Here is a 16,606-nt window from a genome sequence, read left to right on the forward strand (position 1 = left end):
GTTGGCCGGCAAGGGAGCGCGGACACCGGACGGTCGATGGCTGACCCTGGCCACCGTCGCGTGGACAGCACCGAATGGCACCTGCGCCGGGTGGATCCGGTGACCGGCCGCGACGCAGGACCGCTCGACGTGCCGGCCGTCTCCGACGTGACCACCATCCGCCTGCTCGGCTGGGGACCGGACGGGTCGGCATTGGTCGTGGCGTACCGGCCGGAGCCACTGGCACCGACCCGATTCGACCAGCCGTTGGAGATCGATCAGCGCACCGCGTACGGGAACGTGAGGGGTGTGCGGGTGCTCGCGTTGTCGCCGGGTGCTGCCGAGCCGCGTACGATGCTGACCGCTCCGGATCAGATCCTCGCGATCGACGTGGCCGACGGTGTGATCGAGAGCGGTCGGGTGCGGGAGGCGAGTCCGTCCGGTGGGGTGGGCGGCCGGTTCTGGTGGTGGACGGGGCTGATCATCCTGGTCTGGGGCGGGATCGCCGCCTACCGGGGCCGGGTCGGGCTGGCGCTCTGGTTCGGCGACCGGAGGGTCCGGCGGGCCCGTGCCGCAGCGGGCGAAGACTGATCAGCTCCACCAGCGTTTGCGGGGCGCCCGGACGGTCACGTCGCCCAAGATCGCGCGGCAGTGCACCTCGATGACCGGGGCGCCCGGGGTGACCGGCCCGGTGAGCTTGGACTTCCTCTCGCCGAGGATCGCGCTGCCGGTGAGCCGGACGTCCGTGCCCTCCGGTACGACGATCGTGACGTTGCCGAAGATCGCTTCTGCCTCGATCCGAGTCACCCGACTGGAGAGCTGGGCCTGATGCAACTCGATCCGGCAGTCCCCGAAGACGGCCCGAGCCTCGATCGACTCCGGTGCCTGCCAGGCGCCCGCGCGCACGTCGTTGCCGAAGACGGCCAGGAGCTTCTCCGTCACTGGGAGGGCGCCGGCGGTGCTGGCAGGTCGACCGTCCGGCAGGTCCGTGGTCAGCCGGGCCAGCTCACCACGCGTCTGCGAGGCGTGTGCGGCACCGGCCCGCTCCGAGTACTCGTCGAGGGTGATCCGGCCCTCGGTGACCGCCTTGCCGAGGAGGTTTACCACCTCTTCCCGCTCCCGGTCGGAGACGCGTAGCCGGTCAGTGTCGTCGTGCCGTTCCCTGTCCACGCTCTGAGCCTAGCGACGTCACGCATGGCACCGGCAAGGGAGATGTCGCGGGCTTGCCATTGCCTCTCCGCCAAATTAGGTTTGCCTAACCAAAGTTGAAGGAGAGTTGATGGCACCGAAAGCCACGACCGTCGAGGCGGTCGACGGGCGCAACGACACCGTCGTGATCACGAACGAGGTGGATGTCGAGGTGCTCGCCGCGGTCTACCGGCAGGTGCACGCGGCGGATCTCCGCTTGGTGGACCACAGCGTGCCGACGGTCGAGGAGCGTCTGGAGTGGACCGCTGCGGCGCCCGGATTCGAGGCGGCCGTCGGCTATCTCGGCGGTCAACTCGTCGGTGCCGTGATGGGCTGCCCACTGCCACCGGAAACCCTGTGGTGGCGCGACCTGACCTCGTCCGACGACTCGGACCTCGCCGTCGAGTGGGCGGGGCGCACGTTTGCTGTGTGTGAGGCGTTCGTGCTACCCGAGATGCGGCGATACCGCCTCGGGCACAGGATGACGGTCGAACTCCTCGGCCGACGTTCCGAGGAGCGGATCGCGCTCGCGGTCGCGGAAACCAATACCCGGGTCTGGCGTGCGCTGCAACGCGCCGGATTCGACTACGTCGGCGACGTCGTACCGTTTCCGGACTGGCGACCGCACCGGATGCTGGTACGGCGGCTGACACCGGGTGCCCCCGATGACCGCCACAGCGGTCGACGGTCTGCGGGACACCGGTAGCACGCCCGGCCGGTCAGCGGTCGTGCCAGAAACTGGCGCGCACGATTGCCAGTGGGGCGGCCGCGTTCTGCCAGTCCCCTTCCCGGGTGATCCAGCCCAGCGTCCAGGACCGGCCGGAGCGAGCCGGCCGGTCCGGCACGATCTGAACCGCGCGGAGCCGGTCGCCGTGAGGGGTCAGCCAGGCGAACTCCCACTCGGTGCTGTCGCCGATCCGGCCGAGACGGAACTCCTGATAACCGGGGAGGGTGCCGGCCGCGAGCTCCCGGTCCCGTACCGCCCGCAGCCGGGCGAGCGGACCCGTGCTCGGGTCGGCTCCCGTGGCGACGCTGAACGCCCGGCCGGTAGTCGGATCCTGGAAGCAGGCCACGTCGCTGTCGCGCGAGTACCGCCATCCGTCGGGTATCGCCACCCGGAAGCCGCTGCGGTCGGTGTGCCATGCCCAACCGGCCGGTGGCCGGAACTCCCTGTCGGCCACGGGCGTCGCCGTGTCGATCGGTCCACCGTGAACCCAGGGTCGCACGCAGGGCAACGGGGGCGGCACGAACCCGCCCGGTGGCGGTGGTGGCGGATATCTGCCGTCGCGTGGACGGGGTCCGCCGGGCCCCGGGGCACCCACCTCGTCGGGGGCCGTCCCGGGCGGGAGGTCGGTGGCCTCGTGGCGTGAGTCGGAGCGGTCACCGCCGGTGCCGACCACGGTCAACGCGGTCCCGATACCCGCTGCCATCGCGACCAGGACGGCGACTGCGGCGAGCGCCCAGGGGCGTGCCACGCCGCCCCGGCCGTGGGAGCCTCGGTCGGCGCCCTCGACGTCGTGCGGATGCTCGTCGGGTCCGGCCTGAGCAGCAGGGCCCCGGCCCGGCTCGGTGGGTAGGGGAGCGGTCTCGTCGCCGGTCTCGGGTGGGGTCTCGTCGGGGCCGGCGGCGGCGAGCAGCCGGCGGCGGGCCTCGGGGTGGTCGGCGCGGTGCGCGGGCTCGCGGCGCAGCAGCCCGGCCAGCGCCGCCGACAGCGGTCCGGCGTGCCGGGCCGGGTCCGGTGGCGCGGAGGCCAGCGCGCTGAGAGTGGCCATGGCGGTGCTGCGGGCGTACGGTGAGCGGCCCTCGACGGCCGCGTACAGGGTGGCGCCCAGCGACCAGAGGTCGGCCGGCACGCTGGACACGCCCTCGGCGGCGCGTTCGGGGGCGACGTACTGCGGGGAGCCGAGGATGGTGCCGGCGCCGGTCATCGCCCCGTCGCCGTCGAACACGGCCAGCCCGAAGTCGGTCAGCAGCACCCGGCCGTCGTGGGCGAGGAGCACGTTGGCGGGCTTGACGTCGCGATGCAGGACGCCGGCGTCGTGCGCGGCCCGCAGCGCGTCCAGCAGGGCCAGACCGATGCGCGCGGTGCGGTGCGGTGGCAGTCGGCCGTCGGCGTCGAGGACGTCCTGGAGGGTGCGCGAGGGCACGTACTCCATGACGATCCACGGTGTGCCGGCGTCGGAGACGACGTCGTAGACGCGGACCACGTTGGGGTGGTTGAGCCGGGCGGCGGTGCGGGCCTCGCGCAGGGTACGGGCGCGCAGGTGGTCGAGTTCGTCACCGCCGAGCCGGTCCGGCAGGACGACCTGCTTGACGGCGACCTGCCGGTGCAGCAGTTCGTCGTCGGCCCGCCACACGGTGCCCATCCCGCCGCGACCGACCAGGTCGAGCAGTCGGTACCGGCCGGCGATCAACGCTCGCACGTGTCCCCCATCCACCGTCCGGCGTACACATTAGCCAGCGGATCGGGGATCACCTATTCGCGCGCGCGTGTCTCGACCGTCAGCAGGCGGCCCCTCCCACGGCCAGCAGGTTGCCGTCGGGGATGGTGATGGTGCGGCGGCGCAGCGACGCGTCGACGGCGGGGCGCCGGGAGGGCGTGGGCCCGTGCTCGCGGCGGGCGGTCGCGTAGGTCTCGGCGGTGCGGGCGGCGATGGTGGCCCAGCCGTACCGTCGCCCGACCATGGTGCGGGCCGCTCGGGCGACCCGGCGGGCGAAGACCTCGTCGCCGAGGAGCTGGCCGACCGCGCCGGCCAGCGCCGACGGGTCACTGTGCGGGAAGGTGACGCCGGTGACGCCGGGTTCGACGATCTCGGCCAGGCCGCCGGTGCGGGCCACCGCCAGGGGTGCACCGGCCGCTGCGGCCTCCAGCGCGACCATGCCGAAGGGTTCGTAGAGGCTGGGGACGACGGTCGCGTCGGTGGCGCCGAGCACCGCCGGAAGCTGGGTGTTGTCCAGGAACCCGGCGAAGCGGACGGTGCCGCCGAGCCCGAGCTGCCCGATCCGGTCCTCCAGTTCGCCACGGTAGGGGCCGTCGCCGGCGATCAGCACCCGCAGCCCGGGGTGCCGGTCCCGCAGCTCGGGTACGGCGTCGACCAGGTGCTGGACGCCCTTCTCGTAGACCAGCCGGCCGGCGTACCCGATCAACGGGCCGTCCCCGGCGAAGCGGGCACGGGCGGTGGCGACCGCGCGGGGGCGGGCCCGCCAGGCCCGGTCGTCGACGCCGTTGGCGACCACGTCGACGTGTCCGGCGGGTACGTCGAACAGCGTGGTGACCTGGTCGCGCATGTAGCCGGAGCAGGCGATCAGCCGGGTGGAGGCGTTGCTGAGCCAGTGTTCGACGCCGTGGATGGTGCGGTTCATCTCCTCGGGCAGCCAGCCCTGGTGCCGGCCCGCCTCGGTGGCGTGGATGGTGGTGACCAGCGGCAGGTCCAGGTGCTCGGCCACGGTGATCGCGGTGTGCGCGACCAGCCAGTCGTGGGCGTGGACGACGTCGTAGTCGCCGGTGTCGGCGGCGCGCAGGGCGGCCCGGGTCAGGGTGTGGTTGAACGCCATGGTCCAGGCCAGCAGGGAGCCGGTGGCCAGGGGGAAGGTAACCGGGTCCTCGGCGGCGCGGACGACGCGTACACCGTCGACGTGTTCTTCCAACGGCGTGCCGTCGGCGTGGCGGGTGACGACGGTGACCTGGTGGCCGGCGGCGACCAGGGCGACGGAGAGGGCGTGCACGTGGCGACCGAGACCGCCGACGAGGACGGGCGGGTACTCCCAGGACAGGATCAGCACTCGCTGCGAGCGTGCGGCGTTGATGTCGATCACGTCGGCGTTCGGTGACATACGCGCCCCCTTGGAGTTGTCCCCGCGCGCCCGGCGTCAGGCCCCCCGGCGGGCCCGTCGGTGTCGCGGCTGGATCGGGACCAATCCTGCTCGGGGCTGGATAACCGGCGGAGACGTAGCCGTTGCGGGGGTGTAAAGGGCTACCGGCGGGCGCGCAGCAGTTCCGCCACCGACCAGGCCTGGAACGGGCAACCGGTGGCGATGTGCGGGGCCGTGCCGTCGGCGGTCTCGCTGACCGAGCCGAGGCCGTACTCGGTCAGGTGCGCCTCCAGCCCGGTGAACAGCGTGTCGACGGGCAGACCGGCCCGTCGAGCGGCGTCGGCGTACGGGCCGATCAGCCACGGCCAGACGGTGCCCTGGTGGTAGGCGCTGTCCCGTTCGGCCGGTCCGCCCCGGTGCCGCCCGGTGAAGCCGGGGCAGTCGGGGGAGAGGCTGCGCGGGCCGAGCGGGGTGAGCAGCCCGGCCCCGACCAGCCCGACCGCGCGCGGATCCGCCTCCAGCGGTGCGAACGGCAACGACCAGGCCAGGAGCTGGTTGGGCCGGAGCAGGTCGTCGTCGTGGAAGGCCGCGCCACCGAGCGGGTACGCCGGGGCGGGCGCGTCGACGACGTCGTGCAGCCAGCCGGACGGGGTGGGGAAGCGGTCCCGGAACGCCTTGACCGCCCGCTCGTGAAGGCGGTGCAGCCCGTCGGCGTCCTGCCCGGCCAGCTCCGCCAGCTCGGCGACCCCGGCCAGCCCATTGATCCACAGCGCGTTGACCTCGACCGGCTTGCCGTGGCGCGGGGTGACCGGCACCCCGTACACGCGGGCGTCCATCCAGGTCAGCGCGGCACCGGGGGCGCCTGCGGTGAGCAGCCCGTCGGCCGGGTCGACGGCGATCCCGTAGCGGGTACCGGCCAGGTGGGCGTCGACCACGCCGCGCAACGCCGGCAACAGCTCGTCACCGAGGTCGGTGTCGCCGGTGACGGTGACGTGCCGGCTGACCGCGTGCAGGAACCACAGCGTGCCGTCGACGGTGTTGTACTCGACCCGGCCGGTGTCGGCGGTGTTCGCCAGCATCCCCTCGGACAGCGTCGCCGCGTACGAGCGCAGCAGCTCACGGCCGAGATAGGCCCGGCCGGTCCGCAGGAACAGACCCTCGTAGGAGATCATCGTGTCCCGGGACCAGGCGCCGAACCACGGGTAGCCGGCGACCACCTCCACTGGCGTGTCGTTGGTGCGCACGATGAACGCGTCGGCGGCCAGCGCCAGCGTCGCCTCGACGTCGTCGGCGGGCTTGGCCGACGCGACCACCTCCCGGTTGCGTCGCCGGGCCGACGCGACCACCTCGGTGGCCGGCGGCGGGGCCGGAGCCGGGCCCGGGTCCTGCGCCCAGGCCAGCACCGACATCGTGTCGCCGGGGTGGCGCAGCGTGTCGCGGAACTGGCCCGCGTACCAGAGGTCCTCCTCCGGGTGCAGGCCCCGCGCGGCCTCCTCGCGGTGGTAGACGCCCCGCCACCAGTTGCCCTGCGGCGTCCAGCCCGGTCCGGACAGCCGGTACGCCCCCTCGATCAGCGCGCCGCCGTCGACCGGGTCCATCCGCAGCGGCGGCCCGTCGGCGCGGCGCTCACCGTGGGCGTCCCGCCAGGTGCAGGCGGCGGCCAGTTCCAGCTCGACCGGCCCGCCGCTGATCAACCGGTGCACCACCGCCACACAGGAGCGGCCGTGCAGCATGGCCAGCTCCCGCTCGATCACCACGTCGCCGATGCGCCACCGCCAGCGGGGCAGCCCGTCGGCCAGGTCGAAGCGTTCCAGCAGCTCGAAACCGCGCGGGTCGACGTCGCCGGAGATCCACTCGTGCGCGCCGAGGCGGACCCGGGCGCCGGAGGGCAGCAGCACCGCCGGATCGAGGCTGGCCAGGCCCACCTTGCGGGCTGCCGGGGCTTCTCCCGGCACCACCAGCAGCCCGTGGTAGCGGCGGGTGCGCAGCCCGCCGACCGTGCCCATGGCGTACCCGCCGAGGCCGTCGGGCACCAACCACTCGCGGCCGGCGGCGCTGGCCAGCTCTCCGCAGACCTGCGAGCCGAAGCGAATCTCGATCAACTTTCCTCCACCGGCGGCGAGGTGCAACACGACACGACGACAATGGCCGCTGTGGTGAAGTACCCCGGCGGCGTCGAAGATGTACAAGTGATCATTGACGGTTCGTCCTCTGCACCGGCTCCCGACGCCGAACGGGTCCGGCTCGCCCAGGCCGATGCCGGCGAGCAGGACTGGCGTGCATGGGGTCCCTATCTGTCCGAGCGGGCGTGGGGGACGGTACGGGAGGACTACAGCGAGCACGGCACAGCCTGGGACTACTTCCCCCATGACCACGCGCGGTCCCGAGCCTACCGGTGGTCCGAGGACGGCATGGCGGGCGTGTGTGACGACCGGCAGACCTTCTGTTTCGCCCTCGCGCTCTGGAACGAGCGTGATCCGATCCTCAAGGAACGGATGTTCGGACTCGGCGGGGACGGCGGCAACCACGGCGAGGACGTCAAGGACTACTGGTGGTACGAGGACTCCACGCCCACCCACTCGTGGATGCGCTGGCGCTACCACTACCCGCAGGCCGCCTTCCCGTACGACGAGCTGGTCGCGGTCAACGGGCTGCGCGGTCGCGACGACACCGAGTACGAGCTGGTCGACACCGGCATCTTCGACGACGACCGGTACTGGGCGGTGACCGTCGACTTCGCCAAGGCCACCCCGACGGACCTGTGCGTGGTGGTGACCGTGGTCAACCGGGGGGACCGGCCCGAACGGCTGCACGTGCTGCCGCACCTGTGGTTCCGCAACACCTGGTCGTGGGGGCTGCCCGGCGGTGACCGGGTGCCGCAGATCGTCGGGGAGGGTGCCCGGCTGGTCGGTGAGCACTGGGTGCTCGGGCAGGTCCGGCTGGAAGGCGACGGCGACCCGACCCCGCTGCTCTGTGACAACGACACCAACGCCGAGCGGCTCTGGGGGCTGCCGAGCCGGACGCCGTACCCGAAGGACGGCATCAACGACCACGTGGTCGACGGGGCCGAGACGGTGAACCCGGAGCTGACCGGCACCAAGGGCGCGCTGCACTACGTGCTGGACGTGCCGGCCGGCGGGCAGCGCCAGATCCGGTTGCGGCTGACCCGGACGGCCCCGCCGCCCGGCGGCGGCGACGCGCCCCCGGCGGACCTGGGCGACGGCTTCGAGGCCGTGGTGTGGGCGCGGCGGGCGGAGGCGAACCGGTTCTTCGACGGGGTGATCCCGGCCAAGGCCAGCGCCGACGAGGCGCTGATCGCCCGGCAGGCCATCGCCGGACTGATGTGGGGCAAGCAGTTCTACCACTTCGACGTCAAACGGTGGCTCGACGGCGATCCGGGATCGTCGCCGCCGGCCGGGCGTCGGCACGGGCGCAACAGTGCCTGGTGGCACATGACCAGCTTCGACGTGATCTCCATGCCGGATCCGTGGGAGTACCCCTGGTACGCGGCCTGGGACCTGGCCTTCCACTGCGTGAGCATCGCCCGGGTCGACCCCGGCTTCGCCAAGGAACAGCTGCTGCTCCTGCTGCGCGAGTGGTACCTGCACCCCAACGGGCAGATCCCGGCGTACGAGTGGGCGTTCGGCGACGTCAACCCGCCGGTGCACGCCTGGGCGGCGTTGAAGGTGTTCGAGATCGACGGCAGCCGGGACCACGACTTCCTGGCCCGGATGATGCACAAGCTGCTGATGAACTTCACCTGGTGGGTCAACCGCAAGGACACCGGCGGCAACAACGTCTTCGAGGGTGGCTTCCTCGGGCTGGACAACGTCGGCCCGTTCGACCGGTCGGCCGCGCTGCCGGTGGCCGGGGTGCTGGAACAGTCCGACGGCACCGGCTGGATGGCGATGTACGCGCTCAACCTGCTGGACATCGCCATCGTGCTGGCCGAGCACGACCGCACCTGGGTGGACACCGCGACGAAGTTCTTCGAGCACTTCACCTACATCGCGGCGGCCGCGTACGACCAGGGGCTCTGGGACGACGAGGACGCGTTCTTCTACGACGTGCTGCGGCTGGCCGACGGCACGAAGGTGCCGCTGAAGGTGCGTTCGGTGGTGGGGCTGCTGCCGCTGGCGGCGGTGACCCGGCTGCCCGCGCGGACCCTGCACCGGCTGCCGGAGTTGGGTGCCCGGTTGCGCTGGTTCCTGACAAACCGCCCCGAGTACGCCTCGGTGGTCGGCGCCCGACGCATCGGCCCGGACGGGCGGCAGCAGCGGCTGCTGTCCATGTGCGGCCCGGAGCAGGTGGTCCGGGTGCTCGCCCGGATGCTGGACACCGACGAGTTCCTCTCCGAGTACGGCCTGCGGACGCTGTCCCGCGCGCACCTGGACAAGCCGTTCGCGGTGACCCTGGGCGGGCAGGAGTTCTGCGTCGGTTACGAGCCGGCCGAGTCGACCAGCGGCCTGTTCGGCGGCAACTCCAACTGGCGCGGCCCGATCTGGATGCCGACGAACTTCCTGCTGATCAGCGCGCTGCGCGACTACGCGGCGTTCTTCGGCGAGGACCTCCAGGTGGAGTACCCGACCCGCTCCGGGGTGAAGAAGACCCTGGACGAGATCGCCGACGACCTCTCCGCCCGGCTGATCGCGTTGTTCACCCGCGACGACTGGGGGCGGCGGCCGATCTACGGCGCGGCGCAACTGTTCCAGACCCATCCGGACTGGCGGGACCTGATCGCCTTCCCGGAGTACTTCCACGGCGACAACGGCGCCGGGCTCGGTGCCTGGCACCAGACCGGCTGGTCGGCCCTGGTCGCCGACCTCATCCTCACGCTGCGGCGCTGACCGGCCGGTGCACAGAGTCGCCATTCCGTCGCGACAGGTTCACCGCGATGTACCGCGACTACGCTCGACGGGGTGTCCGGAGCAGAGCAGGGAGACGGTGAGCCGGGCGGCGACGCGATCGTCGCCACCGCCTGGCGGTTGGCCGAGGCCGAGGGCTGGGCGGGGGTGACCGCGCGCCGGTTGGCCGAGCGCGCCGACGTCGACCTCGGGGCCCTCTACGAACGCTTCGCCGACCGCGATGCGGTGGTCGCCGCGGTCGCGGTGCGGGGCTTCGCCGACCTGTCCGCCGCGCTGACCGCTGCCCGTACGGCGGTCGACTGCCCGGCCGAGGTGTGGCCGGCGGTGATGGCGGCCTATCTCGATTTCGCCTACGCGCATCCGGAGATCTACGACGCGATGTTCGCTCACACTCCGGACCTCACCCTCGGGGCCGAGGAGGTGCCGGCGACCGTCGCGGCGGCCTTCGGCGAGCTGCGGGCGGCGCTGACCGCGTCCGCCGTCGCTCAGGACGACGACACGCTCGCCGAACTCGGGTGGAGCCTGCTGCACGGCATGGTGATGCTCACCCGGGGCGGTCGACTGCGCCCCGAGGCCCAGGACCGGCGCGAACAATTCGTCGGCAACCACCTCTTCGGCCTGCGCGACCGGTGATCCAAGATTGGTGCCTGCTGCTGCCGTTCGGGGCAAGGTAACTGGGTCGCCGGGGTCGGGTCGGGTTGCCTAAGGTCGCAGCGTGACGCATGACGGGTTGATCGAGCCGGGCCGGGTGCTCGTCTTCGACGCGGACGACACGCTCTGGGAGAACAACGTCGTCTTCGAGCGGGTGATCGACGACTTTCTGAGCTGGGTGGACCATCCGACGCTCGACCGGACGCAGTTGCGGGCGGTGCTCGACGACATCGAGCGGGCCAACGCCGTCGCGCACGGGTACGGCAGCAAGGTCTTCCTGCGCAGCCTGCGGGAGTGCCTGGAGCGGCTGCGGGAGCGGCCCGCCACCGAGGCGGAGCGCCACGAGATCGACGAGTTGGCGGTGGCGCTGGTGAACCATCAGGTCGAGCTGATGCCGGGAGTAGCCGACGCGCTGGACGAGTTGGCCGAGCGGCACGAGTTGCTGCTGCTGACCAAGGGGGAGCGCGAGGAGCAGCAGCGCAAGCTGGACGCGTGCGGGCTGCTGCACCACTTCACGGCGGCGCACATCGTGCCGGAGAAGAACGTCGAGACGTACCGTTGGTTGGTCCGGGAGCACGCCGTCGCCCCGGCCCGGGCGTGGATGATCGGCAACTCGCCGCGGTCGGACATCCTGCCGGCGCGGGCGGCCGGCTGGCGGGCGGTGTTCATCCCGAACGACAACACCTGGGTGTTGGAGCACGACGAGTTGGACCCGAGCGACGAGGGCGTACTGCATCTGCGCGCTTTTCCCGACCTGCTCACGCACTTCTGAAGCGGCCGGCCGGTGGGCTGGTCGGCCGGTCCGATCGAGTCAGCGCTCGGCGTCGGCCGGGTGGTGCGCTGCCCACGCCGGACGGGTCAGGGCCGGAGCGTGCGGGTCCGGTCCTGACCCGTGCCGTCGTCGAGCCCGGCTCAGGTGGTCTCGCCGCGCACGATGGCGACGGCGACCCGGCAGAACTCGTCCATGTCGGGCTGGAAGCCCGCGGCGATGTCCGGGTGCAGACCGGCCCGGGTCTCGTCGAGCAGCCGCTGGCAGACCTGCTCCACCGGCTCGCCGGTGTAGGAGTCCCGGATCCGGTCGGCGGCGACCTGGAGTGCCGATGTCAGCTGCTGCTCCAAGGGCCCGCGCAGTTTCTCCTGGACCGGGTCACGAGGTTCCAGCGTGACATGTGGCTCCGACATCGGTGCTCCCTTCGTCGGCGGCTGCGGTACCCGACCGCGACCGTCCGTCAAACCACGTTCGGTACCGCGGCGACGCGGACCTGGTACGAGAAGTCCTCGCCCGGTTCCTCCATGTAGGACAACCGGCGGATCTGCTTGTCGTCGTCGTAGAGGGCGACGTCGACCAGGACACCGAGGTGGGCCAGGCCGATGCTGGTCACCCGCTTCTTGTCCTGCAACACCGCACACACCCCGCCCAGCAGGGTGCTGGCGTCGGAGGTGCGGTGCCCGGGCGGGCACCGCAGCGTCAGGTCCACCTCGATCGGGCCGGACAACGGGGTCCAGCCGGTCTTCTGCGCCGCCTCGCAGGCGGCCTGGAGCAGAGCGCGGACCCTCGTCGCCTGCCGGTGGCCGGCAGCGAAGATGGACAGCGCCTTCGGTCTTGACCGGTGGCAGGCCGCTCACCTCGAACGTCAGGGCGATCGCGCGGGTGTCCTGCACCACGGCGGCACCTCCTCGTTGGGGACGATCCTGCCCAACCGGTGGACCGGTGACGGGGTGTTCCCGCGAGAACCCACCGATCGGCGGATCGGCGTGGGCCGGTGGCGTAACGGCGGCGACGGCGTACGCGCTGACGGCACGGCAGGTGCCACGCTAGTCGACCCGTCGGTCAGCCGGTATCACTCAAGTGGTGGGACGCGGCGCGAACGCACAGAATTCGTTGCCCTCCGGGTCGGCCAGCACCCACCAGTCGATCTCCGAGTCGGGCTTGCGGACGATCCGCGCCCCGGCCGCCAGCAGCGCCGTCGGCTGCGGCTCGGCCAGCCACAGATCAAGGTGTACGCGGGTCTTGACGCTTCGTGGCTCCGGCACCCGGTTGATCCAGATCGCCTCGGCCGAGGACCGCTCCGTCGGCGGGTCGACCCTGCCGTCACCGTCCCCGGTGTCGACCAGGCATCCGCCGAGGATGCCGGCCCAGAACCCGCCCAGGGCACGGGCGTCGGCGGCGTCGAGACAGAGGTCCTTGAAGCGCGCGAGCATGCCACCGATCCTGCCCCCAACCCCGCCCGCGCGCACCCCGCCCCGCCATGTCCGCCGCTGCCCGCCCTGGCACGCCGATCATGGAGTTGAGATCACCGTCGATGCGGAGTGTCCGGACATCTCGGGTGCCACAAGGCCATGATCGACGTGGCGGGGGGCGACCAGGGCGGGAAGGCAGGTTCCGCACAGTGGCCGCGCCGCCCGGGGGGACCGAGCGGCGCGGGGCGGCGAGGTGGGTGTGCGGCGGGGGAGAGGTCAGCGGCGGCCGCGCTTGACCTCGTGGAAGGCCGACATGCGGAACAGGGGGAGCAGGCTGTCCCAGAGCAGCAGGGTGTCGTCGAGGTCGGGGACCTCGGTGAGGATCGGGCCGTGCAGACCCCGGTCGGCGCCGGGGACCATCAGCACCGGCGAGCCGATGTCCGGCCCGGCCGAGCCGAACGCCAGCGCGTGCGAGGTGTGCACCTCGGCGTCCCAGCGGTCGTCGTCCAGCGCGGCGGCCATGTCGTCGAGACCGGCTGCCGTCACGGCCTCCGCGACCAGCTTGTCGCTGGGCGGGTTGCCGGCGTCGTGGGTACGGGTGCCCAGTTCGGTGTAGAAGCGGCCGGCGTCCTCGTGGCGTCCCTCCGCGCGCAGCGCTTCCACCAGCCGCAGTGCGCGGCTCGACGCCGCCATCGCTTCGGCGTGCTCCAGTGGGGCCTGACCGCCGCTGAGGATGCTCAGGCTGAACGCCCGCCACTCGATGCGCAGGTCACGGGCTTCGGCGGCGGCGACCAGCCAGCGCGACGTGCGCCAGGTCCACGGGCAGGCGGGATCGAAGAAGAAGGTGGCGTCCACCGCCCGAGGGTAACGCCCACCGTGCGGGTCGGCCTCCGGTGTGACCTGCACCACGCGAAGTGACGTTTATATAAGAAGGGCAGACTGCCCTGCAGGGCCAGGACGCAGAGACGCTCGATCTCCCAGGAGAACTGCTCCTCGGCCGGTCCGTCCAGGTGGGTGGGGGGGGGGCTTGTCCAGCTGCCAGAACGCGCGGGTGGGCGCCACGAACACCCCGCGCCGGTCGTGGTCGGAGTCCGGGCCGTGCAGCCCGTACGCCCGCGACCCGACCACGACCGCGAGGACGGTGTGCCGTTCGACGAACTCGATCACGACGGGCAGGCTACCCATGAACTAAGCTCCGGTGAGCGTCGCGTGCCGGTGGCAGACCGTGTCAGGCATGGAGGCGCCCTACCGAGGGAGGCCGACGGTGTTCACGTCGCATCCTTCGTCTTCGCGTGACTGAGCGCGAGACGACCAGGCTCGTCGCCTGGAGCTACGAGCTTCGCCAGGTCCACACCCGCCTGCGCCATGCGCTCGACCTCGTCCGCAGCGCGGTCGCCGACGGGACATCCGGCGAGGCGGCCACCCGTGACCTGCTGCTCTACTGCCACGGGTTCTGCGCCGCACTCGACGGGCACCATCGGGGCGAGGACGACACCCTGTTCCCGGCGATCGAGGCGGCCCACCCGGAGCTGGCACCCGTGCTGCGCCGGCTCCGCCAGGATCACTCGATGATCGCGCACCTGCTCGGCGGCCTGCAGGCCGCCATCGACCGGTCCGCGCCGGTCGCCGAGCTTGATCGGCACCTGGAGGGTGTCGCCGCGATCATGGAGAGCCATTTCCGGTACGAGGAGCGTCAACTGCTCCAGGTGCTGGAGACACTCTCCCTGGACGCCTCACCCGACGAGGTCCTGGGCCCCCTTTGAGCTCGGGCATGGGCTGACGGCCCGATCTCCGCACGTGATCGTCTGTTTTCCCGCTACGGCGGACGGGCTCGCTCGACGATCGCGGGTGGGGCCTCTCGCGAAGGACCGGCTCAGCGTCGACGCGCATTGTCCTGAAGCAGCCTGCGGGCGGCCATGAAGGCCCGTAACGTCTCGGCGTCCTCGGCGGACATCAGCCGGCGGGGGATCACGGTCGCCGGCATCCGGTCGACGTACACGACCCAGAACTCCGGGGTGTCCTTCACCCGGGACACACCCTCCCAGGCGATGCCGCCGAACTCCGAGCCGCTGCGCATCATGATGTTGTCGTCGGTGATCTCGTAGCTGCCGTCCACGGCGTAGCGGCCGGAGCGGCGCCGGGCGCGCCATTGCACCCACGGCCAGTACAGCATCGCCAGCAGACCGCCGACGGCCATCGCCATCCACAGCGGCGTGATCTGCTCGCCCCACGACGACCCCCACGAGACGACGAGACCGATCACGCCGATCGTCGCCAGCACCGCGCCGACGCAGGCGTACCTGCGCAGTTGGTCACTGCTCATCGCGGCGGCCACGCGGCCGGGGTAGGCGGGATCGGCGGGGATGTCGAAACGGATGAGCACGCCGCAACGATAGTGCGCCTGCCTACCTGGTGGGCAGCGTCGTACACACGCCCGCCGGTCGGACCGCCCGTCACCGGCGGCAGGCGGTCACCCGGACGCCGACTGCGGCGGCCTGGCCTTCTGCGGGGGGATGGTCTCGTGCCGGGCCAACATCGCGACGAACTCGACGATCTTCCGTTCCCGGGTCCGGGCCTGCTTCACGGCGTTGAGGCGGTGCACGAACGCGTACCGGTTGGTCTTGGTGAGCACGTCGAACATGGCCTGGGCGGCGGGCTCGGCGGCGATCGCGGCGAGGAGGTCGTCGGGCACCTCGGCCTCCGAGGACGGCGCGTACGCGGCAGCCCACCGCCCGTCCGCCTTCGCGGCCTCCACGGCGGCACGCCCGGCGGGCAGCATCCGCCCCTGCTCCTCCAGCCGCGCCACATGTGCGACGTTGCGTTGCGGCCAGATGCTGCGCGGTCGGCGGGGAGTGAACCGGATGCAGGAGGTGTGCTCGTCCCGCTTTCTGGCCTGCCCGTCGATCCACCCGACGTACAGTGCCTCGTCGACCGCCTGCTGCCAGGTCAGCGTGGTGACCGTGCCGCCCTTCTTGGTCAGGGCGAGCCAGACACCGGGCGACGTGGCATGGTTGGCCGACAACCACGCACGCAACTCCTCGGCGTCCGCCACGATCAACTCATCCAGTTCGGCGCTCGCCATGTCGGTAGGCTAGCCGTTTGGCCCTGAGCCCGTCTCAGGCGCCGAGGCGGCTGGCCAGGACGTCCCGCAGGTCGTCGGGTAGACCCTCGATCTTCAGCAGTACGGGCAACAGTTCCGGTGACGCCGACCCGTTTGGCGGTGCTGCGCTCCGGCACGGCCAGGTTGACAGCGGGGATTCTGCCCATGGGCGGCAACCTAACGGCTGCCCGGACATCACCTTTGGCCGCCCGGCCGGGTGGCAAGCTGACATCCGTGGACAGGAAGCAGGTGACCGGCTGGCTCGCGGCCTATGAACAGGCGTGGCGGACACCACCGCCGCGACCGGTCCCTTACCGGCCAAGGACTTCGGCATGCTGGTCAACCTGGCCGGTGCGGCACTGGCCATCTGCGGACGCAGCGACCAGGCGCTGCAGTTGCTCAGCACGGGAATCGACGCCGCTCGGCAGGGTGGGGACCTGACCACCTTCGGCTACCTGTCGGTGCTCCGGTCACACACGGCGATCGACGTCGGCAAGCTGATGGAGGCCGAAGCCGACGGCCAGACGGCGATGGAGATCTACCAGGAGAGACCCGAGGAGCGACCGCTGGCCGCCGCAGTGCTCGTGGACGCGCTCGTCGCCTGTGGTGAGACCGTCGCCGCCCAGGGCGTACTCACTAGCCTGGGCCCTCGAAACACACCTGCCGTTGAACTGGTTGATCTCCCACTTCTTCCACCTCGCCAGAGCCCGACTCCGTCTCCAGCAGCACCGTCCGGCCGACGCGCTCGCCGACCTGACCGTCTGCGGTGACGCGCTCACCGCCGCCGGGTACACCAATCCGGCCTTCGCGGGTTGGCGCTTCGAGACGG

At 71.8% G+C, this 16,606-nt stretch carries 16 protein-coding genes and 3 pseudogenes; 7 read left to right on the forward strand and 12 right to left on the reverse strand.

Annotated elements, in window-relative coordinates; all coding sequences use genetic code 11:
* The first annotated feature begins 60 nt into the window (after positions 1-60).
* Positions 61-570 (forward strand): hypothetical protein, encoded by a 510-nt coding sequence (locus ID554_RS25355; RefSeq protein WP_117230712.1) that lies wholly within the window; start codon positions 61-63, stop codon positions 568-570.
* Here ID554_RS25355 and ID554_RS25360 read toward each other — a convergent pair whose 3' ends face one another.
* A complete protein-coding gene (locus ID554_RS25360) occupies positions 571-1,149 on the reverse strand; it encodes a DUF1707 SHOCT-like domain-containing protein (RefSeq protein ID WP_117230711.1) in 579 nt (192 codons plus the stop codon).
* 109 nt (positions 1,150-1,258) lie between these two features.
* Here ID554_RS25360 and ID554_RS25365 point away from each other — a divergent pair, with 109 nt between their 5' ends.
* A complete protein-coding gene (locus ID554_RS25365; protein ID WP_117230710.1) occupies positions 1,259-1,873 on the forward strand; it encodes a GNAT family N-acetyltransferase in 615 nt (204 codons plus the stop codon).
* Positions 1,874-1,886: 13 nt separating this feature from the next.
* Here ID554_RS25365 and ID554_RS25370 read toward each other — a convergent pair whose 3' ends face one another.
* The 3 genes from ID554_RS25370 to ID554_RS25380 form a co-directional block, all read right to left on the reverse strand.
* On the reverse strand, positions 1,887-3,590 hold the full coding sequence (locus ID554_RS25370) for a serine/threonine-protein kinase (RefSeq protein ID WP_223884236.1): 1,704 nt from the start codon (positions 3,588-3,590) through the stop codon (positions 1,887-1,889).
* A gap of 79 nt (positions 3,591-3,669) precedes the next feature.
* A complete protein-coding gene (locus tag ID554_RS25375; protein WP_117230709.1) occupies positions 3,670-5,001 on the reverse strand; it encodes a glycosyltransferase family 4 protein in 1,332 nt (443 codons plus the stop codon).
* Between the two features lie 140 nt (positions 5,002-5,141).
* Positions 5,142-7,082, reverse strand: coding sequence for an amylo-alpha-1,6-glucosidase (locus ID554_RS25380; RefSeq protein ID WP_117230721.1), 1,941 nt, complete (start codon positions 7,080-7,082; stop codon positions 5,142-5,144).
* Positions 7,083-7,124: 42 nt separating this feature from the next.
* Between ID554_RS25380 and ID554_RS25385 the strand changes: the two genes are divergently transcribed.
* From ID554_RS25385 to ID554_RS25395, 3 genes are all read left to right on the forward strand, one after another.
* The gene (locus ID554_RS25385; protein ID WP_117230708.1) at positions 7,125-9,827 is read left to right on the forward strand and encodes an MGH1-like glycoside hydrolase domain-containing protein; all 2,703 of its coding nucleotides are present in this window, start codon (positions 7,125-7,127) and stop codon (positions 9,825-9,827) included.
* A 72-nt stretch (positions 9,828-9,899) separates the two neighbouring features.
* Positions 9,900-10,478, forward strand: coding sequence for a TetR/AcrR family transcriptional regulator (locus ID554_RS25390; RefSeq protein ID WP_117230707.1), 579 nt, complete (start codon positions 9,900-9,902; stop codon positions 10,476-10,478).
* A gap of 115 nt (positions 10,479-10,593) precedes the next feature.
* On the forward strand, positions 10,594-11,268 hold the full coding sequence (locus tag ID554_RS25395) for an HAD family hydrolase (protein WP_117230720.1): 675 nt from the start codon (positions 10,594-10,596) through the stop codon (positions 11,266-11,268).
* 140 nt (positions 11,269-11,408) lie between these two features.
* Here the strand turns inward: ID554_RS25395 and ID554_RS25400 are convergent, their stop codons facing one another.
* The 5 genes and pseudogenes from ID554_RS25400 to ID554_RS25420 all read right to left on the reverse strand — a co-directional run.
* Complete coding sequence (locus ID554_RS25400; protein WP_117230706.1) at positions 11,409-11,678, reverse strand: hypothetical protein; 270 nt, start codon at positions 11,676-11,678, stop codon at positions 11,409-11,411.
* Between the two features lie 47 nt (positions 11,679-11,725).
* Positions 11,726-12,158, reverse strand: a pseudogene (locus ID554_RS25405) (hypothetical protein).
* 183 nt (positions 12,159-12,341) lie between these two features.
* Positions 12,342-12,698, reverse strand: coding sequence for a VOC family protein (locus ID554_RS25410; RefSeq protein WP_117230705.1), 357 nt, complete (start codon positions 12,696-12,698; stop codon positions 12,342-12,344).
* A 255-nt stretch (positions 12,699-12,953) separates the two neighbouring features.
* Positions 12,954-13,532, reverse strand: a complete 579-nt coding sequence (locus ID554_RS25415; RefSeq protein WP_117230704.1) for a DsbA family protein — start codon at positions 13,530-13,532, stop codon at positions 12,954-12,956.
* A gap of 83 nt (positions 13,533-13,615) precedes the next feature.
* A pseudogene (locus ID554_RS25420) lies at positions 13,616-13,844 on the reverse strand (DNA polymerase beta superfamily protein); the annotation flags it as partial.
* A gap of 125 nt (positions 13,845-13,969) precedes the next feature.
* Here ID554_RS25420 and ID554_RS25425 point away from each other — a divergent pair.
* Positions 13,970-14,440, forward strand: coding sequence for a hemerythrin domain-containing protein (locus ID554_RS25425; protein WP_117230703.1), 471 nt, complete (start codon positions 13,970-13,972; stop codon positions 14,438-14,440).
* Positions 14,441-14,550: 110 nt separating this feature from the next.
* On the opposite strand, the gene ID554_RS25430 is transcribed toward ID554_RS25425, so the two are convergent.
* The 3 genes and pseudogenes from ID554_RS25430 to ID554_RS31965 all read right to left on the reverse strand — a co-directional run.
* A complete protein-coding gene (locus ID554_RS25430; protein WP_396888568.1) occupies positions 14,551-15,000 on the reverse strand; it encodes a YcxB family protein in 450 nt (149 codons plus the stop codon).
* Positions 15,001-15,147: 147 nt separating this feature from the next.
* Complete coding sequence (locus ID554_RS25435; RefSeq protein ID WP_117230701.1) at positions 15,148-15,759, reverse strand: YdeI/OmpD-associated family protein; 612 nt, start codon at positions 15,757-15,759, stop codon at positions 15,148-15,150.
* A gap of 109 nt (positions 15,760-15,868) precedes the next feature.
* Positions 15,869-15,944: pseudogene (locus tag ID554_RS31965) on the reverse strand (MOSC domain-containing protein); the annotation flags it as partial.
* 114 nt (positions 15,945-16,058) lie between these two features.
* Between ID554_RS31965 and ID554_RS25440 the strand changes: the two are divergent.
* Positions 16,059-16,547, forward strand: coding sequence for a hypothetical protein (locus tag ID554_RS25440; protein WP_117230700.1), 489 nt, complete (start codon positions 16,059-16,061; stop codon positions 16,545-16,547).
* Positions 16,548-16,606: the final 59 nt, after the last annotated feature.

This window comes from Micromonospora craniellae, from assembly GCF_014764405.1.
In the GTDB taxonomy this organism is placed as follows: domain Bacteria; phylum Actinomycetota; class Actinomycetes; order Mycobacteriales; family Micromonosporaceae; genus Micromonospora; species Micromonospora craniellae.